The sequence below is a fragment of the Paenibacillus sp. J22P143 genome (genome assembly GCF_059692035.1).
In genome coordinates this window covers 258,402-279,094 of record NZ_JCAUAQ010000003.1, presented here as the reverse complement: position 1 = coordinate 279,094, position 20,693 = coordinate 258,402, and the positions used below count along the sequence as shown (strand labels likewise).

16 protein-coding genes and 1 pseudogene are annotated in these 20,693 nt (G+C 50.8%); 14 read left to right on the top strand and 3 right to left on the bottom strand.

The features are described from left to right. Positions 1 to 45 precede the first annotated feature (45 nt). The 11 genes from AC58PQ_RS08275 (at position 46) to AC58PQ_RS08225 (ending at position 12,993) form a co-directional block, all read left to right on the top strand. Positions 46 to 1,329, top strand: coding sequence for an AGE family epimerase/isomerase (locus AC58PQ_RS08275; protein ID WP_497241489.1), 1,284 nt, complete (start codon positions 46 to 48; stop codon positions 1,327 to 1,329). Positions 1,330 to 1,345: 16 nt separating this feature from the next. Continuing rightward, positions 1,346 to 2,563 carry an enolase C-terminal domain-like protein gene (locus AC58PQ_RS08270; RefSeq protein WP_497241488.1) on the top strand — a complete coding sequence of 406 codons (1,218 nt, stop codon included), beginning with the start codon at positions 1,346 to 1,348 and terminating at the stop codon, positions 2,561 to 2,563. Positions 2,564 to 2,583: 20 nt separating this feature from the next. Then, complete coding sequence (locus tag AC58PQ_RS08265) at positions 2,584 to 3,465, top strand: alpha/beta hydrolase (RefSeq protein WP_497241487.1); 882 nt, start codon at positions 2,584 to 2,586, stop codon at positions 3,463 to 3,465. A 16-nt stretch (positions 3,466 to 3,481) separates the two neighbouring features. Next, entirely contained in the window at positions 3,482 to 5,860 is a 2,379-nt protein-coding gene (locus tag AC58PQ_RS08260; protein ID WP_497241486.1) for a hypothetical protein, read from the top strand. A gap of 133 nt (positions 5,861 to 5,993) precedes the next feature. Then, the gene (locus AC58PQ_RS08255) at positions 5,994 to 6,647 is read left to right on the top strand and encodes a GntR family transcriptional regulator (RefSeq protein WP_497241485.1); all 654 of its coding nucleotides are present in this window, start codon (positions 5,994 to 5,996) and stop codon (positions 6,645 to 6,647) included. Between the two features lie 28 nt (positions 6,648 to 6,675). Further along, positions 6,676 to 7,485 (top strand): hypothetical protein, encoded by an 810-nt coding sequence (locus tag AC58PQ_RS08250; protein ID WP_497241484.1) that lies wholly within the window; start codon positions 6,676 to 6,678, stop codon positions 7,483 to 7,485. 27 nt (positions 7,486 to 7,512) lie between these two features. After that, the gene (locus AC58PQ_RS08245; RefSeq protein ID WP_497241483.1) at positions 7,513 to 8,445 is read left to right on the top strand and encodes a dihydrodipicolinate synthase family protein; all 933 of its coding nucleotides are present in this window, start codon (positions 7,513 to 7,515) and stop codon (positions 8,443 to 8,445) included. Next, entirely contained in the window at positions 8,445 to 9,392 is a 948-nt protein-coding gene (locus AC58PQ_RS08240) for an ABC transporter permease (protein ID WP_497241482.1), read from the top strand. Before AC58PQ_RS08245 ends, AC58PQ_RS08240 begins: the two co-directional genes overlap by 1 nt. A 22-nt stretch (positions 9,393 to 9,414) precedes the next feature. Further along, positions 9,415 to 10,308, top strand: coding sequence for a carbohydrate ABC transporter permease (locus tag AC58PQ_RS08235; RefSeq protein WP_497241481.1), 894 nt, complete (start codon positions 9,415 to 9,417; stop codon positions 10,306 to 10,308). A 130-nt stretch (positions 10,309 to 10,438) separates the two neighbouring features. After that, positions 10,439 to 12,043, top strand: a complete 1,605-nt coding sequence (locus AC58PQ_RS08230) for an extracellular solute-binding protein (RefSeq protein WP_497241480.1) — start codon at positions 10,439 to 10,441, stop codon at positions 12,041 to 12,043. A gap of 26 nt (positions 12,044 to 12,069) precedes the next feature. Then, a complete protein-coding gene (locus AC58PQ_RS08225) occupies positions 12,070 to 12,993 on the top strand; it encodes a dihydrodipicolinate synthase family protein (RefSeq protein ID WP_497241479.1) in 924 nt (307 codons plus the stop codon). Positions 12,994 to 13,163: 170 nt separating this feature from the next. On the opposite strand, the gene AC58PQ_RS08220 is transcribed toward AC58PQ_RS08225, so the two are convergent. Together AC58PQ_RS08220 and AC58PQ_RS08215 are read right to left on the bottom strand one after the other, a co-directional pair. Next, positions 13,164 to 14,018, bottom strand: coding sequence for a carbon-nitrogen hydrolase family protein (locus AC58PQ_RS08220; protein ID WP_497241478.1), 855 nt, complete (start codon positions 14,016 to 14,018; stop codon positions 13,164 to 13,166). 447 nt (positions 14,019 to 14,465) lie between these two features. Beyond that, positions 14,466 to 16,067 carry a hypothetical protein gene (locus AC58PQ_RS08215; RefSeq protein WP_497241477.1) on the bottom strand — a complete coding sequence of 534 codons (1,602 nt, stop codon included), beginning with the start codon at positions 16,065 to 16,067 and terminating at the stop codon, positions 14,466 to 14,468. A 148-nt stretch (positions 16,068 to 16,215) separates the two neighbouring features. Here AC58PQ_RS08215 and AC58PQ_RS08210 point away from each other — a divergent pair, with 148 nt between their 5' ends. Continuing rightward, a complete protein-coding gene (locus tag AC58PQ_RS08210; protein WP_497241476.1) occupies positions 16,216 to 17,109 on the top strand; it encodes an AraC family transcriptional regulator in 894 nt (297 codons plus the stop codon). 177 nt (positions 17,110 to 17,286) lie between these two features. On the opposite strand, the gene AC58PQ_RS08205 is transcribed toward AC58PQ_RS08210, so the two are convergent. Beyond that, on the bottom strand, positions 17,287 to 17,895 hold the full coding sequence (locus AC58PQ_RS08205; protein WP_497241475.1) for a carbohydrate ABC transporter permease: 609 nt from the start codon (positions 17,893 to 17,895) through the stop codon (positions 17,287 to 17,289). A 221-nt stretch (positions 17,896 to 18,116) separates the two neighbouring features. Here AC58PQ_RS08205 and AC58PQ_RS08200 point away from each other — a divergent pair, with 221 nt between their 5' ends. After that, entirely contained in the window at positions 18,117 to 20,192 is a 2,076-nt protein-coding gene (locus tag AC58PQ_RS08200) for a glycoside hydrolase family 2 protein (RefSeq protein ID WP_497241474.1), read from the top strand. A 291-nt stretch (positions 20,193 to 20,483) separates the two neighbouring features. Continuing rightward, positions 20,484 to 20,594 (top strand): annotated as a pseudogene (locus AC58PQ_RS08195) (flagellar biosynthesis protein FliA); the annotation flags it as partial. Between the last annotated feature and the right edge of the window lie 99 nt (positions 20,595 to 20,693).

Below are 20,693 nucleotides of genomic sequence, written 5' to 3'. Positions count from 1 at the left end.
AAGGTGCTTGCCAAATTGGAGCACTCACTATAGGAGGGAAATGCAATGACTACGACCCAGCAGTGGTTGCAAGATGAAGTAGAATTCTATCAAGCTCACATCCTCGATACCATTCTACCCTACTGGAAAAAGCAGATCGACACCGAATACGGAGGTGTTCTGAACTGTATTGATAATACCGGAACCAAGCTGGTTTCGACGAATAAATACATTTGGTCGCAGGGGCGGTTCCTGTGGCTCTGGTCGAGAGTTGCCCGGCTCTGCGCACAAGGCATTTTACCGGAAAATCCCGAGCCTTATCTGGAGCATGCGCAGAAAACCAGAAAGTTCCTCGAAGCGAACGTGTTCTTGCCGGACGGGGAGTGCTGCTATGTGCTGTCCCGTACGGGGGAACCGTTGGAGGATAAGCCTGGACGTGGCTACGCATCAAGCATCTTCGCCGATTGCTTCGTGATTCTAGGGTTCACGGAGCTGGCCCGCGCTACGCGGGACAGTGCGCTTCTGGAGCGGGCGCTGCAGCTCACTTCGCATGTCGGACAGAGGCTGCAGCAGGTGTTTGTCCCTACTGTGCCAATTGATGTGCCGCTAGGCTACCGGCCGCAGACGTTCCCCATGATTATGCTGAACGTCAAACAGGAGCTGGCTGATGCGCTAGAGGAGTTGGGAGACCCGCGTTATGTGGCTGTTCGCGAGGAGGCCGTTAGGGAAATGCGCGAGTTGATGGACATGTTCCTGGATGAGGCATATGTCCTGCACGAGCTGTTGCCAGTCTCTGACAATGCTTCGCCCGACACGCTAATCGGCCGACATCGCTGTCCGGGCCACACGATCGAGGCTATGTGGTTCGTGATGACGGAGGCGGCCAAAATCGGAGACGGAGCGATAATTGAAAAGGCGGCAATCGCGATGAAGAAGGCGGTCGAGCTGGGCTGGGACCCCGAATACGGAGGTCTATACCGCTATGTTGACCGAGACGGTGGAGCTCCAGCGGGAAGCTTGGTCGGTGGTGCTTTGGAGGAAGTTATCTCACGCACTTGGGATACGAAGATTTGGTGGCCGCATTCGGAGTCGATATACGGTTTTCTGTTTGCATATACCCTGACAGGGGATGAGGAGCTGCGGGAGCTGTACGAGCAATTCAAGGCCTATACGTTCGCTACATTCCCGAATCCGGACCATCAGACGGGGGAATGGATTCAAATTCATGCACGCAATGGAGAGCAGCTGAACGCTTTCGTGGGGCTTCCGGTCAAGGATCCGTATCACATCATGCGGAATTTGTTGCTTATGCTGGAGCTGAAGCTGCCGACCGTTCGGCCGGGTGCTTAAGAATGGAGGAGTACCAATGGAGCAAGCAGCACCAAGTGTTACCATACGCGACGTTAAAACGATTCTAACTGCACCTGACGGCATCAATCTGGTTGTGGTCAAGGTGGAGACGTCAGAGCCCGGCTTGTACGGACTCGGCTGCGCCACCTTCACGCAGCGATATTTGGCCGTGGCGGAGGCGATTGAGCAGTACTTGAAGCCGTTCCTGATCGGCAAGGATGCCGAACGGATCGAGGATATCTGGCAGACGGCCTCGGTCAGCGCTTATTGGCGCAACGGCCCGGTGCTGAACAATGCGTTATCGGGCATCGACATGGCATTGTGGGACATTAAGGGCAAGCTGGCAAACATGCCGCTCTATCAGCTGCTTGGGGGCAAATGCCGAGAGGCTGCTGCGGCGTACCGGCATGCGGACGGTCGGGACGAGGCCGAGGTGGAAGAGAACGTGCAGCGCTTTCTCGAGGAGGGTTATCGTTATATCCGCTGCCAGATGGGGTTGTACGGGGGCACGGGGCATACGATCGTATCACCTAAGCACTCGCTGCCTGGGGCTTATTACGATCCTCAAGCCTACGCTCGCAGCATCCCTAGGCTGTTCGAACGCATTCGCAGCAAGTTCGGCGATACGCTGGAGCTGCTGCATGACGTTCACGAGCGGCTGGCACCGATCGATGCCGTCCGGCTGGCTAAGCAGCTTGAGCCGTACCGCCTGTTCTTCCTGGAGGACCCGTTGCCCCCAGAGCAGCTTGGTTGGATGAGCACGCTGCGCCAGCAATGCGCGACGCCGATTGCGATCGGGGAGCTGTTCGGGCATCCCGGTGAATGGACACCGCTCATTGCGAACCGGCTGATCGACTTTATTCGCGTGCATGTGAGCAATATCGGCGGCATTACGCCGGCGGTGAAGCTCGCCCGCCTGTGCGAGGCGTTCGGTGTTCGCACGGCATGGCATGGCCCGGGCGATGTCAGTCCGGTCGGCCACGCTGCCAATGTGCATCTGGACGTGGCCTGTCCGAACTTCGGCGTTCAGGAGTGGCATAATATTATTTCGCCGCGCCTGGAGGAAGTGTTCTCCGGTATTCCGCAAGTTGTGAACGGCTACATCTACCCGAGCGAACGGCCGGGTCTAGGCATCGACATCGACGAGCAGCTGGCGGCGCGCTTTCCCTGTCGCAACGATCTCCCAGAGTGGACGCTCGCACGGCTGCCGGATGGAACGCCAGCCAAACCATAGAAGGGAGCTTGTCTAAAACGATGAGAATGGAAACCTGCCTATTCAAGCAAGTGGAAGAAACGAAGCTATATGTGGATTTCTATATCCCGGAGACAGCCGGACCGTATCCCATGCTCGTCTGGATTCACGGCGGCGCCCTGATCATGGGCAGCCGGATGGGAGTCAGACCGGAACAGCTCGAGCGTTATACGAACGCTGGATATATGGTTGCATCAATTGATTATAGGCTCGGGCCGGAAGCGCAGCTGGATGCGATTATTCAGGACGTTAAGGATTCGTACGCCTGGCTGGTGCGCGAAGCGCCCGGTCTCTATGGCGCCGATCCTAAGCGGACAGCACTTGTTGGCCATTCAGCGGGCGGCTACTTGGCACTCAGCGTCGGTGACCAGCTCGATCCTGCACCGCGCGCGATCCTATCGTTTTATGGCTATGGCGACATCACGGGTGAATGGTATACGAAGCCCGATCCGTTTTATAGTACAACTAGACCTCTAGTCAGTAAGGAAGAAGCATTCGCTGGCATAGGTAGGGAAGTGCATACTGTCGTGACGGACGATCCAGGTCGACGCTCGTTCTACTTGTACTGCCGCCAACAGGGCCACTGGCCCCAAGCAATGACCGGCTTCGATCCTCAGTTGGAGGCGGAAAAGTTGAAGCCTTATTGCCCGATCGTTCGTCTTCGGGGAAATTATCCTCCAGTCTTGTTGTTGCATGGCGATGCGGATACCGATGTGCCTGTAGAGCAATCGCAGTTGTTCGCAGCGGCGCTGAAGCAAGCTGATGTAAGATACGAACTGATCGTGTTACCCGGAGCTCTGCATACATTTGACAAGAAAATGAGTCCGGAAGAGCTTGAGCCTATTTTTCAACGGGTCATGAGCTTCTTGGAGCAATCGCTATAGATTGGAGGTTGTCAGGATGATGGATTTAACGAAGGCCGTCGTGTTCTGTCCGAGCGCAAGTTCAGCATTGGAGAGCCGTGCGGTCGCCATATTGGTTGAAGAAATACAGAAGCGCACTGGCGTCGAGCTCGAACAATCAAGTGTATGGCCGGATGGAACCGGCCGCCCGGTGATTGCCGTAGGCAAGTTCACTGAGCTCGAACCTCACCTGTTGCGCAGCAACGAAACGCCTCCACAGGGGACACTTGGAGACGAAGGCTACAAGCTATGGAGCATCGCCGACTCCGAGGCAGCCATGCTGCAGGTGTGGATCGCCGGCGCGGATGAGCGTGGCGTTCTGTACGGCGTCGGCCGATTGCTGCGATTGCTGACGATGAATCTCGACAGCATCGTGTTGGATACTGCGCTCAGTCTGTCGGAGACGCCGAGATTCCCGCTGCGGGGCACGCAGCTTGCCTATCGGCCCAAGAACCATTCTTACGATGCGTGGACAGTGGCCCAATTCGATCAATACATCCGGGAGCTGGCGCTGTTCGGAGCGAACAGCATTGAGATCCTGCCTCCGCGGACCGATGATGATCTGCTCAGTCCGGTCATGCAGGAAGATCCTATGACCATGATGGTCCGGATAGGTGAAATCATAGATTCGTACGGCATGGATACATGGATTTGGTATCCGAATGTTGGCGAGGACTACTCCGATCCGGATACAGTAAGGGAAGAGTTGGCGGAGCGGGAAGACGTATTCGCCAGGCTACCTAATATCAAGGCTGTCCTGATTCCCGGCGGTGACCCAGGATATATGGAGGTCGATACGCTCTTTGTCTGGTGCAGTCGAGTAGCTGAAGTGCTGCGCAAGCATCACCCCGAAGCCACACTGTGGATTTCCCCGCAGGTTATGGACAGCGGTGTAGCCAAGCGTTGGCTGGATGAATTCTACGCCCAAGTACGGATGGAACCGGAGTGGCTGGGCGGAATCGTATTCGGCGCTTGGGTGCGCACGCCCCTGAATGAGCTGCGGCGCCTCGTGCCGGAACGCTACCCGATCCGCCGCTATGAGGACATCTGCCACAATTACCGCTGCCAATACCCGGTTCATTATTGGGATCAGGCATTCGCTTTGACCTACACGCGCGAGAGCATCAATCCGCGTCCGGCTGCGTTCAAGCATATTCATAACTTAAGATTGAGCGAATCGATAGGCAACATCACCTACTCCGAAGGGATCGGCGACGATGTGAACAAATTCGTCTTCCTAGACCAGGACTGGAATCCGGATATACCTGTGATTCACACACTCAGAGATTACGGGCGTCTGTTCGCCGGGCCGGACTACACGGAGCAGGTGGCGCAAGGCATGCTGGCACTGGAGCGAAATTGGGAAGGGCCGCTGCTGACGAACGGCCAAGTGGAGACGACATTCAAACAATGGCGCGCCATCGAAGAGAAGGCGGAGGGCGAAGGCTTGCTCGCCGGCAACTATCGGCTGCAGATGGGGCTGCTGCGGGCGTACTATGACGTCTATCAGCGCCGAAGACTGGTGTATGAGATGGAGCTGGAGCGGCAAGCGGTCGAATGTCTCGAGCAAGCGGGCCGGACAGGGTCAGGAGAGGCACTGGACGCAGCGGAGCGTATCCTTAAGCGGACAATCGAGCAACGCATTGCCGTGGACATCAGGCAGCGGTGCGAGGAATTGGCAGACTCGCTGTTCCACCTCATCGGAGCCCAGACTTCTTTGGAGAAGCATCACGCAATCCAGTGGGAGCGCGGGGCATTCATGAGCACGATCGACACCGCGTTGAACGATGCCGAATATTATCTGGAGCAGATCGGCTCCATTCGACGGCTGCCCGCAGAGGTGGAGCGGCTCCAGGCGATTTCCGCCTTGCTGAACCGCACCGATCCTGGTCCTGGGGGCTTCTACGATAGCTTTGTTTCGAATAGTCAATCGCTCAAACTAGTTAATTTCGGTACGGGATGGCTGGAGGATCCCGGTCATTTGGCAACGCCACGCACCCATTTCGAGCCGTCGCTGCTGCATATGGACGATAGTCGGAAGAAAGCGCTTGGCGGCATTCCAAGGGCATGGCTCGGGAGCATCTCCGCCTTGTATCAGGTTCCGTTGACGATCACATACGACGGCATCGATCCACAGGCGAGCTACTCCATTCGGGTAACGTATACGAGCCGCGCTATCGCTTCCTTCACCGTCAGGCTGCGAGTGAACGAACGCTTCGTCGTTCACGAAGGACTTGATGTGCAAGCCGTACGCACGGTAGAGGCTCCTATTCCGAAGGAGGCTGTACAAGAAGGTAGGTTCGTGTTCTCGTTCGATAATTTGGACGGAGATAGAGGTCAGGATATTGCGGAAATCTGGATCATCCGAAACAAATAGATGCACGCAAAAACCGGTTGACATGGGTGGGATGCGTGGTAGAATTAGGCTAACAAGTAATACTAGTATGACATGTATACAAGTATGATGAGGTGAGCGCTTGAAGCTGGAAATTCACGAACGGAACATAAAGATGTCATCCAGAGATTACGTATACGAAACCTTGCGGACTAACATCATCAGCTTGAAGCTGCCGCCCGGCTCGAGCATCGCAGAGAATGACGTGTCGGAGTTGCTACAGGTCAGCCGGACCCCGATTCGGGAGGCGTTCGTGAAGCTGTCGGAGGAAGAATTAATTGAGATCTATCCGCAGCGCGGTTCCTTCGTCTCGCGCATCGATCTGCAGCAAATCGCAGAAGCGAGGTTCGTCAGGGAGACGATGGAGGTCGAGATGGTTAAGCTGGCCTGCGACATTTTCACAGAAGACGATCTGGAAGACATACATGCCATTATAATCAAACAGACAACGTACAACAACCGGAAAAATTACGACAAGCTAATCGAGCTCGACGAAGAATTTCACCGAACTTTATTCGAGAAATGCGGCAAGCTTCGCACCTGGCTGCTCGTCCAACAGATGCAGACGCACTACAAACGGCTTCGCCAGCTCCTGCTATCGGTCAATCTGCGCTGGGATCTCATAATCGAGCAGCATCAAAGCATCTACGAGCTTATCCGGGCGAAGGATAAGGAACTGCTGGAGCAGGCAATCCGCAACCATTTGAAGTTGTTCGTGCTAGTTAGGAGCGAGGAATTGAAGGAGAAGTATCCCGGTTACTTAAAATGATGACCTAAGATAAGCGGAGGTGCCAGGTATGCAGCTTCAAGATAAATATGTTCGAATTCATAGACAAGGCTGGCTTCCGATCATGGTTGGCGACCGCTTAAACGCGCTGGATCTGGCGGATGCATGCGTCAAGGCTGGAGTAAGCGCAATTGAGATCACTTGTAGGCGGAGAGGGGTTCTGGAAGAGATTCGCTTAATCAAATTGCGATACCCCAAGCTGCTGGTATTGACGGGCAGTGTGGTGGAGGAGCCGAAGCTGCTCAAGTACCTCAGGCAGCAGCGCGACGACTATCCTACGATGGAGGAGCTTGCGGCTTGCGGCGTCGATGGATTCGTAGCCCAGTTCTGCTTCAGCAACGAAGCGCTGCTTCGCTACTCGAACACCCATATCATGATCCCGGGGGTAGAGTCGATTAAGGAGGCAACGGAGGCAATCCGATATGGAGCGCACTTCGTTAAATTTTGTGCGGTCAGCCCGGAACGGATCGGTCAGATCAACAGTGAAGCGACATTCAAGCTGCTTCCGGTGTTCTATACAGGAGGCGCGTCAACAGAGCGGATTCAGGCTTACGTTAAAGCCGGGGCTGCGCTGCTAGGCGGCGGATGGGATTTAATGCTGGGCGACCGATATGAGGCGCAGCAAGAGAAGGCGGAGCCGGAAGTGTTGCTCGCGAGTGTCAAAGCCTATCTGGATGCGTTTCAAGCCGCGCGAATGTCCACCGTTCCCGACTATGGGCAGCAACTGCTGGCGGATTCTGAAGTCTATTTGAAAGGTCTGCGGCATTATCATCCCTTTACAACTCTTGACTCGAAAATTTCAGTAGTGAAGACAAGGTGATCATTTATGCACAGAGGAGAGAACGCTATGACCAGCACGAAACGGTATCCTGCGACAATCATCGCTACAGCGTGCATCCCTTGGGATGAACAAAATCAGTTTGACGAACCGCGGTTTCGCCGCCAAGTCCGACACTTGATCGAGAACGGCATGACACATATTTACTTGTTCGGTACAGCTGGAGAAGGCTTCGCTGTCAACGAAGAGCAGTATGAAGCGATTGTCCGGGCCTTCGGTGAAGAGATGAGCGGGCCGGAGTTGTACCCTATGGTAGGTGTAATCAGCCTCTCTATGCAGCTGCTGCAAGCGCGTCTTGCAACCGCTTACGAGATGGGGATCCGCGATTTCCAATTCGCTCTGCCCAGCTGGAGCCCGCTCACCGACGATGAGACTTTATCCTTTGTACAAGAGCTGTGCGAGCCTTATCCGGATTGCAGGTTCATGCACTACAACACGCCAAAATCGAACAAAGTCGTAAGCCCGGCTTTGTACGTCAAACTAGCGGAGCTTGTGCCCAATCTAGTGGCTTCCAAATTTCCATCTCATGATTTGGCGACGATCCACGATATCGTCGAGACGCCGTCACCGATCCAGTTTTTCCTAGGCGAATTCGGTTATGCGTACGCGTCCATGTTGGGCGAGTGCGGGCTGCTCGTATCCTCCGGCGCAACGAACCTGGCCAATGTTCGACTTATTCATGAAGCCGGCCAAGCCCAAAATATACAAGCCGTGATGCCAATGATAAGTGAGCTTCGCGCTATGGATAAGAAGCTACACGCACTGGCGGGACCAGGATATATCAACGGAGCGTTTGACAAAGCCCGCTACTGCATCACCGATCCAGAGTTTCCTACGCGGATGCTGTCTCCCTATAAAGGATTATCCAGGGAAACGATTGAGAAATTCGGCAGCTTCGTGCGTCAGACTTATCCTCAATGGATGGAAGGCGGGATGCAATAATGGCCCATCCCGTTGTTCTGCCCAGTGAAGTGAAGACAAGCCGTAAGATGTCCTTACTTACCCGATTGAGACGGGAAAAGTCGCTCCTCCTGATGATTATGCCTGCTGTTATCGGATTCTTACTGTTTTCATACTTTCCCATCTACGGCGTCATTATTGCTTTCCAAGACTATGATCCGGTCTTTGGTTTCTTCGATAGCGATTGGGTGGGCTTCAAGCACTTTATCAACTTCTTCAATGATCCTTACTTTGGACGGATTATCCGCAATACCATTCTGCTCAGTTTCTACAAGCTGCTGTGGGCGTTCGCCTTTCCGATCGTCTTTGCCTTGTTCCTGAACGAGCTGCGATCCCGCATTGTGAAGCGGACGATCCAGAGCATCTCGTACTTGCCTCACTTCTTGTCGATGGTCGTGGTGGTCGGATTGATTCAAACGCTGTTCGGCTCGAACGGACCGATCAATGCCCTTATCCACTGGCTCGGCGGCACAAACATCAACTTCTTGGTCGATCCGTCCTGGTTCCGTCCGTTGTACATCTCTTCGGCCGTTTGGCAGCAGACGGGATGGGACTCGATCATCTACTTGGCGGCGATGTCCAGCATAAGCTCCGATCTGTATGAAGCAGTCGATATGGATGGGGCGAACCGGTTTCAGAAAATGTGGCACATAACGCTGCCGGGAATCCGGCCAACCATTATCATCTTGCTAATATTTGCCGTGGGTCATCTGGTCGGGGTGGAATTCGAGAAGGTGTACTTACTGTACAGTCCGGCGACGTACTCGACAGCTGACGTTCTGCAGACTTATGTATACCGGCGAGGCATTGTCGGGGGAGATTTCAGCTATGCGGCAGCTATTGGGTTATTCAATTCCGTGATTGCGCTCATTCTGATTGTGACGACTAACTACTTGAGTAAGCGTCTATCTAGCACCAGCTTGTGGTAAATTCATGCAGGGAGTGAACCTAGTGAAGCAGCAAGTAAGCAACGGCTCCAAATTGTTCAATGCGGTTAACGTGACCGTTATGGTTCTGTTCGCCTGTTCGATTCTATACCCGTTCCTTAATATGATCGCGATCTCATTCAGCATGCCCTCGCATGTTGCGCTTGGCGAGATTACGCTGTTCCCCAAGGATGCTCGCTTGAACGCCTATCAAGCGTTGTTGCATTCCAACGATGTGATTCGATCCTACGGCAACACGATTCTGTATTGTGCATTGACGGTCGTTATGACCTTGCTCATCTCATCTATGGCGGCTTACACGTTGTCAGTACATACCTTCTCCTTCAAGAAGCTGTTCGTCATTCTGTTCGTCATCCCTATGTTCGTAAGTGGCGGCCTTATCCCGATGTTCTTGGTGATCAAGTGGCTGAACCTGTACAACACATACTGGGCGTTCGTGCTGCCAGCCTGCTTCTCCGCCTGGTATATCATTCTGCTCCGCACGATGATGGAGACGCTGCCCGATGGATTACGCGAATCGGCTCATATTGACGGGGCTGGCGAGTTCCGAATCTATGCGCAGATTGTAATGCCGTTAATAAAACCTATGCTTGCTACGGTCGGCTTGTTCAGTATGGTTGGCATGTGGAACAGCTTCTTCGCTCCGTTAATTTTTTTGCAGGATCCTAAGCTTTACCCATTGCAAATTATTCTTAGACGCTTGTTGACAGGGGGAGAAGGAGGCAACGCGGTTATTAATGCCGGCGGCGCGATGGCGGAAGAGTTTAAAGAAGCCGGGTTTCTAGAGACGCTTAAAAATGCTGCCATGGTCATTACGATCGGACCTATCGTGCTGATTTACCCTTTTGTCCAGAAATACTTTATTCAAGGCATGCTCGTAGGTTCCGTCAAAGGCTAAACATGAATTTCAGGTTGCCCGAGATTACCGGATCCCGGCTCGCAGCAAGAATCTACAACCTAGATGGACATTCCTTGGGTCCGGCTACTCCTGCACATAGCAAAACAAAAAAATGGGAGGTTGGTTGAAAATGAAAGCTCGAAAGGTAGGCGTACTCATTACAGCACTCGCTATGTTCAGTGGTTTGCTGGCAGGCTGCAGCAGTGGTTCCGAAGAGCCGACGAAATTGCCCGAAGCCACGAAGGGAGCTACAACAGCTCCAAGTTCAAGCCCTTTAGGGCCTCCAGCTGAATTGAAGATGTTGTTTGCTGATACGGGAGTCAACAAGCTCGATGATCAGTTGCACGTCATCAAAGAGACGGCCGCAGCCGCCAATGTACATATTACGCCGATTCCAGTGCCGTCCGCACAGTTCGCCGAGAAAATCAACCTCACCATCGCAAGCGGCGACATGCCTGATATTCTTAGCATTCCGAATGTCGCCAACATCGTCTCGAAGCAATACGGCGCCAAATTGTTCGTAGCCTTGGATCAATATTTCGACAAATTACCTAATTTGAAAAAATATATCGATAAATATCCTGAAATTCGCAAAATCAGTTATGCGACTGACGGCCATCTGTATCATTTTCCAAGCATTAATCAGGAAGTGCTGCTTGGCAACGTACCGCAAGGGCGGACGGACTTGCTGCTCAAGAACGGGATCGATCCTATGGGGTTGAAAACAGTAGATGATTATTACCGCGCGATGGAAGCGCTTAAGAAAGAGCTTGGCGTGCCTCCGATTGTTTTCCGTGGCGGCGTTAAGAACATGAACAGCGTCATGCCTCCAGTGTTCGGAACGTCAGGCGGCATGTGGTACAACTACAACGACAAGAAGTGGAGCTTTGGACCGCTTGAGGAGAACTACAAGTCCATGGTGGAATTCATGGCGAAGGCTTACAAGGGCGGTCTCGTTCATCCGGATTTTGCCACCCAGGACGGCGAAGTAGCTTACAACCTGATCGCAAGCGGCAAGGCTGGTTTCTTCCCGTCAACCATGACACTTGGCCTGACGAACATCGAAGTCGACTTCGCTAAGCTGAAGGTGGCCGATACCGCGCGCTGGAGACCTTGGTCTTTGCCTGTGGTGAACGGCAAACAGTCAAAGGTTGTGCTGAAGAGCGCGATCGACAGCAACTCAACGGTTAAGGTCATAAACAAGAATAGCAAAAATTTGGACGCTGCACTCCGTTATATCGACTACTTGTACACCGACGAAGGCGCTAGCGTAATAAACAACGGTAAGGAAGGCGTTACTTGGGAGAAGTTTAACGGTGAGTTCCGCTGGAAAGTCAAGCTGTACGGCAACAACGATCAGCTTCCGGACGAAGAGAAGAACAAGTACACCACTTACGGGATTCAGAACAACCGATACCCGTCCTTGTTCCCGCCGACGAACACGAAGCCTGAATTCGACAAGCAGATTAAGGCCGATGAGAAGAAGTACTACGACGCCGGGTTCGTAGAGAAGGCTGCCCCTGTGCTTGTGTTCACGCCAGATGAGAACAAGACACTGGCAGCAGTCTTGACACCACTGCAGACGTTCGTCGACGAGAATGTGATCTCTTTCATTTTGGGCCGCAAGCCGATGACCGAATGGAACGCCTTTGCTGATCAAGCGAAGAAGATGGGCATAGAGCAAATCAACAGCATCTATGACGCAGCCATGAAGCGTTACGATGAGGCCAAATAATACGGACGAAAGGAAGAGACACCACATTGGACTTACTGCATCCTGTTCCAGATGGCGTATGGCCTACAATGGTCACCCCCTTTACTACCGATAATGAAATCGATTATAACGGACTTGCAAGTATGATTGATTGGTATATTGCGAACGGCGTTAACGGTTTGTTCGCCGTGTGCCAATCGAGCGAGATGTTCGCGCTGTCGCTGGAGGAGAGGGTGGAGCTGGCACGCTTTGTGAAGGCGTATGCGGCTGGCCGGGTCCCCGTCATTGCCTCGGGGCATATATCGGACAGCATGGAGGAGCAAATAGAGGAGATCCAGCGGATCTCCTCCACCGGGGTTCATGCGTTCGTGTTGGTCAGCAATCGGCTGGCAGCCGAGCATGAAGACGACGAGGTGTGGCGCAGGAATGCGGAAGTGCTGCTCAGCCGTGTTCCGGATGTGGCCTTCGGCGTGTACGAGTGTCCCTATCCGTACAAGCGGCTGCTGTCGCCAGAGCTGTTGAAGTGGTGCGCTGACACTGGGCGCTTCTACTTCCTGAAGGACACGTGCTGCAATGTCGATCAGCTGCGCGTGAAGATCGAAGTCGTCCGTGGAACACGGCTGAAGGTCTTCAATGCGAACGCGACGACGCTGCTCGAATCGCTGCAACTTGGAGCAGCCGGATTCAGCGGCGTCATGGCTAACTTTCATCCCGATCTGTACGCCAAGCTGTTCGGCATCTATGAGAAGGACCCGGGGCAGGCAAATGCGTTGCAAAGCTTCCTTGGCTCAGCCTCGCTGATTGAGTTGCAGTATTATCCTGTGAACGCTAAGTATCATCTCAGCCTGGAGGGCATTCCGCTTTCGATTCACAGCAGGGTGAAGGAGGCAGGCCTACTCAAGCCCAATCACCGGTTGGAGGTTCAGCAACTGGAGGAGATGGCGGGCATGGTTAGAAAGTGGATTGTGTAATGGATTTTAGGCACTTACCGACTTGATATCGGTGAGTGCTTTTTTTTCTATGGAACAATTTCGCTCTTAGAGACGATGCCAACAGTTTCCGTTAAAGACGAATAGCGGAATAAATGAAAAAAGAAGCTGATCGGGCAACCGGACACACCCGTAGATCAGCTTCTTTTTTATTACTGATAGAAATCGATTTTGGTTTGCTGCATGCTGCCGACAGCTTCCTTCTCTGCACGAATACTTCTCGCTGTTCCGGAAGGAACGTCAATTTCAATCACAATAAGCGAATCGGCATCTACACCATAGGCTCCCTCAGCCAGGATCCCATCAGGACCTACCGCCAAGGAACAGCCGATACATTTCCAACCGTCCCAGTCGCCTCCCCGAACCCAACCGACATTACTCACTCCGACTACAGTCATGTTATGCGACTCGGCAAGCGTGGTGTAGGAGCTTCTCCATGAATCCCCGTAAGGCTCCTTGGCGTTGTCATGCTCAGGAGGGACCGCCCATGAGGAAGGCGATAGCAGCAGCTGCGCCCCCATTCGCGCCAAAGCGTTACCGAGCTCGAGCGAGTTCGGGTAATTGTCCGCACAAATGTTAATGCCCACTCGACCAAACGGCGTTTCCGTAACCGACAGCGAATTCCCGAGCGAATACAAATGATGCGCCATCGAAAGTTCGTTGATTTTCCGATGCTTCGCCAGAAGCGTTCCATCCGGACCGATAAATACGGCCGCATTGTACTGCCGATCGCCCGATTTCTCCGTCAGCCCCGCGACTACATAAATGTTGAATTGCTTTGCCGCATGAGCGAGCTCGTCGCTGGGCTTGCCTGGTATAGGCTGCGCAAATTGAGGAACGCCAGGATATGTCCAGCCCAAATCCAGACATTCGGGAAGTACAATGACGGTGCAGCCTTGCTCGGCCGCCTGCTGAATCATCTTCTTCGCCCTCGACAAATTGCTGTCCGGCTGCCCGAAGTCTACATGCATCTGTCCCATCGCCAACTTGAGTGTCTTGCCGTTCATCTAGTACCTCCTGTACCCGTTGTGGACTCGCCAGGGCTCTACTTACTATGTTTTAGTTCTATGCGGCGTGTCCTTCTTCCTGCTCTAGGGCTTCTTTTGACGAACCTCCCAAGTTGTACAAATCGATAAGACGGCTCCTGCTACATCGGATGATACGCCTGTTGGTTGGGTGAATCAGGATCTTACTGTTAACCTTTCTGCTGCCATTGGCACAGACAAAGATGGGAATGGTAGTTATAACGATTTTCCAATTTTTAAATATAAAATTATTACAAAAACAATTTATAAAATTACATTTTAATAAAAATTGATGAGCGTATAATTCTGTACATGAGATCGCTTTACAAGGTTTTTGCTCACATTATTTCGTAGGAGGTTATTTTGTTAAATTATGTAGGAGAGGGACGATACAAATGAAAGCGGTTGTAGAAAACTATAGAGAGAATATCAAAATAAAGAAAAAGAAAAGTATCCTATATAGCTTAAAAAGAGATGCGCTCTTATATCTACTCTTACTGTTGCCAATAGCCCACCAGGTTCTGTCATATACGCGTTCAAGCAATCTATTGCGCGCCCTGCATCCAAATCGGAGAACCCGAGTGCGATAAATCCTGAATCCCATGTATAGAGGGAATCCCACCAGCGCCCTGGCGTACTGTGGCGAATATACCTGCGTTTGGTGTAGACAGGGTAGACTGTATTGGTTAGCAGCGTAGCTCGCATAAGCTGCTGGCTAAACGCATAGGTGTCACCGGTCGCATAGGAGGGAGGCGGATTTATCTTCGCACGTTCAGCTTCATAAATTGCTTCGCATTTGTCGTAGTCTAGCGAAACCGCTGCGAGGGAGGCAAGAACTTCTTCGTACGTCCCCGAGCAGACCATGCCATGAAGGATCTTCGATGAAGCGGGTAGGACATGAATGGGACGCATGAACACGTTAGTAAAGTGACCCTTTCCATTACCCTGCAAGACGGCACCAACGTGATTATGCACCGTATGACGGGCATATCGATCCAGTTCGTCGTTTTTGTATTGTCGTATCTCTACATCGGGGTAATTCCACAAAAGGCCGTAATGATACGGGCAATCTTTATATCGGAGGATCAGGCTGCCAGGAACAGGCCCCTCCAGTAATTCAGGTTCGATGTGCCAGCGCCGGTCGACAAAGACAACCTCCTCGCAAGCGTCGTGCTCGAGCAGGGTAAAGCCGTCCAGCACCAAGGGGCCGGAGCCGCAAGCATATAAGGAGAGCGTGAAGTCTCCTGCTGCAAGCGTCCCGATCGGTAGACGGACAACGCTCAGAGAGTTGGAAGTCTCTACATCGAATCGGTATGTCTGATGTCCAATGTGAAGCTCTAGCTCCCCGCTTTTCTCCGTTTGATAGCGCAGCATAAATACGCCGTTCTTCAAAGGCTTCTCGACGTTTATCTCATAACGCAGCAAGTCCCCTTGGTCGGCACCGAAGTTGCATCCTATTGCAGACCCCCCCGTAAAATGCTGGCCTCGAATTTCACCCCTAAGAAAACCGTCATAGACCAAGCCGTCCGACGGTCGTGGGCGTGCGAAATTCAATTCGCTATAATCTAGCGCATCAAACCACACAGCGCCCTCGGGCAGCTGCGCATCCGCACATACCTGTACGTCGCCGTGCCCGAGAAGGCGAGGCGGCTGAAGCGAAGCCATCCAGTGCAGGACCAAGTTTTGCGGATGCTCGGATTGGTTCACGAAGGATACTCGAATCAGACGGCACTGATCGGCGATACGGCTGAAGGAAATATCGGTATAGACGCGATCTTTCCATTCAAGCTCATGGCGGTGGGAGAAGAAGCTGTAATCCGCCGTTGCCTCCCATGGAAGATAGCCAGATTCCCACCGCACGCTGGGAATATCCATTTTTCCCCTGTAGAAGCCAGGCATTAAACTAAGATCAAAACGCAATCCTCGCGCTTGATCGCTGATATGGGAGATACCCATGTATTGTTTGGTATAAGGTCCCCAAGCGGGCAGTCTAAGATCATGGTCACCCCGGAGTGTCTCGATCTCAAGCATGTTGCATCGCTCCTTCGAAATGTAGTCTCTCTTCTCTTTATTTTAAAAGACTACCTACCGAAATACCTCTTGATATAAGGTTTATTTATCTTGAAAACGGACATTCATGATATGATGGGAATAACAATGACGTGCAGGAGGATCCCCCGTGCCAGTGAATCTGACCGCTTACGATAAAGAACATGTAGATTATGCAGATCCCAATTTCCGGATGAAAATATGGACCCTCCATCATCCAAGCCAACCATCCGTTCAATATGGTCCCTGGCACTATCATGAAGAGGTGGAGTTGATCGCTGTGCTGCAAGGTACCCTGACGATGGAAACAACACATCTCAGCTATCATCTGCAAGCTGGTCATGTGGTGATGTTGGGCGCAAGTGAACTGCACAGATCCCATAAACATGGGCATGACGATCTGCTGTATATCGTCTGCCATGTGGATATGGCAGCTTTTATGGATCCATCCTTGCTTCCGTATCTCGCCGCATTTACCGGCCGCTCGGCCAATTTAACACAGTTCAATGAAACGCTGCGCAAATATCCGGCAAGCATACAGGTCATTCACCAACTTATCCATGAGATGCTGCTCGATATGACGAGACAACAGCGGGGCTACGAACTCTCTATAAATGCTAGCTTGAAAAAGCTCATGTACACGTTAATTCAGATTGATGATGCCCACATCATCAAACCGATGGATCCACAGCTAGCGGAGAAATTGCGTCCTGCACTTGTCTATATCGAACAACAGTTGGACATTTCTTTCCAAATTGCGGATATAAGCAACAAGCTGAACTATAATAGCAGCTATTTTGCCAAGCTGTTCAAAAAAGGAATGGGTATGACGTTTACGTCCTACGTCCAGATGCGCCGAATGAAACGAGCAGAGCAGCTCTTGCTAACAGAGGCGTGGTCTGTAACTGAAATTAGCGGCAAAGTAGGGTTTACCAGTCCAGCCCAGTTTTATCAATTATTCAAAAGGCATTTCGGCTGCTCGCCGAGGGAGTTTGTTGAGAAACGGACCCTCCCTAAACGTTAAAGGGCGTCAAGTAACTTAATTCAAAATAAAATATGAAACCGTCCAGAACATTGTCTGGACGGTTTTTGACGCTGCCATCGATGAACTTTACCGAAAATCAATTTTATGATCTAAATCTTTATTATGTCACCCTATTTATTCAATTCCCAGATAGGTAGAATTAAACTAAATGGTACTCTAAGCCTTGACCGCACCGAGCGTGAGCCCTTTAACGAAATACTTTTGCAACAGGGGATATAACAAAATAATCGGGCCGATGGAAAGAATACACGTAGCCATTCTGGCGCTTTCTCCCGGCAGCATGCCGATCGCGTTTGCAAGCGATTTGGATGCGGATTCGTTGCCCATCAAATAAGCGAGGTTGGACATGAGCGCTTGCAGTAAATATTGAAGATTGTATAGCTTGCTGTTCTCGACGAACAACGCGCAGGTGAACCAGTCGTTCCAATAGCTGACGGAGGAGAATAAGCCGATCGTCGCAAGCACGGGAGTGGAAAGCGGAAGCACGATCTGGAAAAACGTTCTGAATTCGCCTGAGCCGTCGATTCTTGCCGATTCGATAACGGAGCTAGGCACCTCTTTGAAAAAATTACGCATAATGAGAATGTTCACCGGATTGACGAGCAGCACGAGAATCATGATCAGCAGCGTATCCTTTAAGTGAAGATATCGGGTAACCAAGATGTAATATGGAGACAGGCCTCCATTGAACAATATAGTAAAGAACACGATGAATGAAATTTTATTTCGGTATCTCAGTTCTGGTCTCGATAGGGCATAAGCCATTAAGGAGGTTATTAGTAAATGAGAGAACGCTCCAACAAGGGTGACGAATATCGTTACCTTATAAGATTCAGAATCGTAGAGGTGCCGGAGATGACATACTCGTAAGCGAATGTGCTGAATACTTTTGGGATTAAGTGATAGCCGTCCGCTATAAGCGATTTTTCGTCCGTCAAAGACATAGAAAGGACTAACAGGACAGGAATGATACACATGATGAGAACATGTATCAGTTTGTATCCTGTTATCGAAAGGAGCTTGTGATTCCAAAGCAATACAGGGGCAGCAGGGTATGGATTGATTTCGAAGGGGTTATGTGCTACGCGAAGGTGTACTTGAATTCACAACTACTTGGCGAGCATAAAGGAGGATATACGCCATTTTCCTTTGACTTAACGGATTTGGTAAACTTCGAGAGGTCTAATACGCTAGTCGTTATGGTGGATTCAACGGAAAGAAAAGATATTCCCCCGTTCGGAAATGTTGTAGATTATCTGACCTATGGAGGCATATACCGGGAAGTCAGCTTGCGAATCGTGGACAACGTTTTTATTGACAATGTCAGATTAGAAGCTATTCATGTATTATCTGCAGAAAAGAAGCTAACAGCTGACGTCTTTTTAATGAATACCACAGGAATATGTACATCTGCATCCATATCGATGAAACTGAAGGATAACGGCTTGGTTATCCGTGAATTGATAGAAAATATTATCTTAAGTGATTCCGTGGAAAATTCCGCACAATTGGTGCTGGAGATAGATGAACTTATTGAATTATGGGATTTAGAAATTCCTAAGCTTTATCAAGTCGAAATCGAATTGCAGTGCGGCGAGCTTCATGATGTGTATGAACAGAGCTTTGGCTTCAGAGAGGCAATTTTCAAAATTGATGGATTTTATCTGAACGGGAAGAAACTGAAATTAAGAGGATTAAACAGGCATCAATCGTATCCGTACGTCGGTTATGCCATGCCCAAGAGAGTTCAGATGAAAGATGCCGACATCCTGAAGCATGAGCTGGGGCTAAATATTGTCAGAACTTCGCATTATCCGCAGTCCAAACATTTTCTTAATCGATGTGATGAAATCGGATTGTTGGTTATGGAAGAGATACCGGGATGGCAATATATTGGAGATGAAGAGTGGAAGGAAGTTTCCAAAAACAATGTCACGGAAATGATCAAAAGGGATTGGAATCATCCCTCCATTATTTTGTGGGGGGTGCGAATCAATGAATCGCAGGATGACCATGACTTTTATCAGGCAACTAATAGGTTGGCTCGGCGCACCGATCCGTCAAGGCAGACTGGCGGTGTCAGGTGTTTGAATAACAGCGAGCTGCTTGAAGATGTGTATACGATGAACGATTTTATTCATGAAGGCGGTGAAGTTGTATTACGAGATCAGAGAGAGATCACAGGTCGTGCAGAATATGTTCCCTACTTGGTTGCCGAATACAATGGGCATATGTATCCGACCAAACGATTCGACAGTGAAGAAAGACAGATGGAGCATAGCTTAAGGCATTTACGAGTCATAAATGCAGCAGCAATGGATAATTATAACAGCGGCGCGATAGGATGGTGTGCCTTCGACTATAATACGCACAAAGATTTTGGCTCGGGAGACCATATTTGTCACCATGGCGTTATGGACATGTTCAGAATACCAAAATTCGCAGCCTACGCTTACAAGAGTCAAATCGAGCCGCAAAAGGAAGTTGTACTGGAGCCTGTGACTGTTTTTGCTAGGGGGGAAAGGTGTATCGGAGGGGTAACGCCGCTCGTAGTTATGACAAATTGTGACTATGTTGATTTCCTATACGGCGGTGATATCGTAGGGAGGTACTATCCTGCGAAAGACCTTTATCCAGGCTTAGATCACCCTCCGGTGATGATTCATGAGATGCAAGGAGAATGGGGGATGGCGTGGATGAGCGGAGAGCTCATCGGTTATCTCGATGGAAAGGAAGCAGCGCGCAGGACGTTTAGCGAAGCGCCAGTAGCTTCCAAGCTTTTCGCCTTGGCGGACGATACGGCTCTTTCTGCCGGAGATATGGATGCAACAAGAATCGTATTCAAGATGGTCGATCAGGAAAATAATTTGATTCCGTATATCAATGAAACTGTAAAAGTACGATTAACCGGGGACGGGGAGATTATTGGCCCGGATGAAGTCAGCCTGATCGGCGGTTGTATAGCGATATGGGTAAAAACCAAGGGCATTCAAGGTGAAATTACAATTGCTGCATCTTGCTCCCGATTTTGTTCGGATGAGATTGTAATTAAAGTAGAATAAAGATCTGCGTAAATCGTAGCCTATACGGTCAGTAAATGCCGGATAACCGAAAGCCGTTTGCTTATATCGGCTCGCTTCAGCTAGTTAACAGGAGTTTGATTGATGCGCAGCCGCTTGTAATCCAAGCCCAGGAAGGGCAGATATGGAAAAGAGTAGGTTTCACTGGTATTGTCATCGAGTATCCCTAATTTTCACTTGCAAACAAAACATACAATAAAAAAACAGCAAAGGTTCTGCTTGGAGGCAGAACCTTTGCTGTTTTTTGGGGCTAAATAGAAGAAGGGATTTACGTTGTTTCGTGTTTACAACCTCAAAAAATCCGACAATACGGGCGAAGATTTGGAAGATTTGATCTCCATCGGGACGATCGGATTGATCAAAGCCATCGAATCCTTCTCGCCGAAAATAATTCCATTATGTAAATAATAGAACCTAGGTAATTGCATTTTCTTTCTTTATGGATCGCAGCAGAATTACGGATCATTGGTAGTTTATGTGGGA

Bases quoted from the DNA above. Each gene is read 5' to 3' on its own strand.
- AC58PQ_RS08200 (WP_497241474.1), top strand. From the start codon at position 18,117: ATGTATCAGTTTGTATCCTGTTATCGAAAGGAGCTTGTGATTCCAAAG.
- AC58PQ_RS08205 (WP_497241475.1), bottom strand. From the start codon at position 17,895: ATGGCTTATGCCCTATCGAGACCAGAACTGAGATACCGAAATAAAATT.
- AC58PQ_RS08240 (WP_497241482.1), top strand. From the start codon at position 8,445: ATGGCCCATCCCGTTGTTCTGCCCAGTGAAGTGAAGACAAGCCGTAAG.
- AC58PQ_RS08265 (WP_497241487.1), top strand. From the start codon at position 2,584: ATGAGAATGGAAACCTGCCTATTCAAGCAAGTGGAAGAAACGAAGCTA.
- AC58PQ_RS08220 (WP_497241478.1), bottom strand. From the start codon at position 14,018: ATGAACGGCAAGACACTCAAGTTGGCGATGGGACAGATGCATGTAGAC.
- AC58PQ_RS08270 (WP_497241488.1), top strand. From the start codon at position 1,346: ATGGAGCAAGCAGCACCAAGTGTTACCATACGCGACGTTAAAACGATT.
- AC58PQ_RS08245 (WP_497241483.1), top strand. From the start codon at position 7,513: ATGACCAGCACGAAACGGTATCCTGCGACAATCATCGCTACAGCGTGC.
- AC58PQ_RS08260 (WP_497241486.1), top strand. From the start codon at position 3,482: ATGATGGATTTAACGAAGGCCGTCGTGTTCTGTCCGAGCGCAAGTTCA.
- AC58PQ_RS08250 (WP_497241484.1), top strand. From the start codon at position 6,676: ATGCAGCTTCAAGATAAATATGTTCGAATTCATAGACAAGGCTGGCTT.
- AC58PQ_RS08275 (WP_497241489.1), top strand. From the start codon at position 46: ATGACTACGACCCAGCAGTGGTTGCAAGATGAAGTAGAATTCTATCAA.
- AC58PQ_RS08215 (WP_497241477.1), bottom strand. From the start codon at position 16,067: ATGCTTGAGATCGAGACACTCCGGGGTGACCATGATCTTAGACTGCCC.
- AC58PQ_RS08230 (WP_497241480.1), top strand. From the start codon at position 10,439: ATGAAAGCTCGAAAGGTAGGCGTACTCATTACAGCACTCGCTATGTTC.
- AC58PQ_RS08255 (WP_497241485.1), top strand. From the start codon at position 5,994: ATGTCATCCAGAGATTACGTATACGAAACCTTGCGGACTAACATCATC.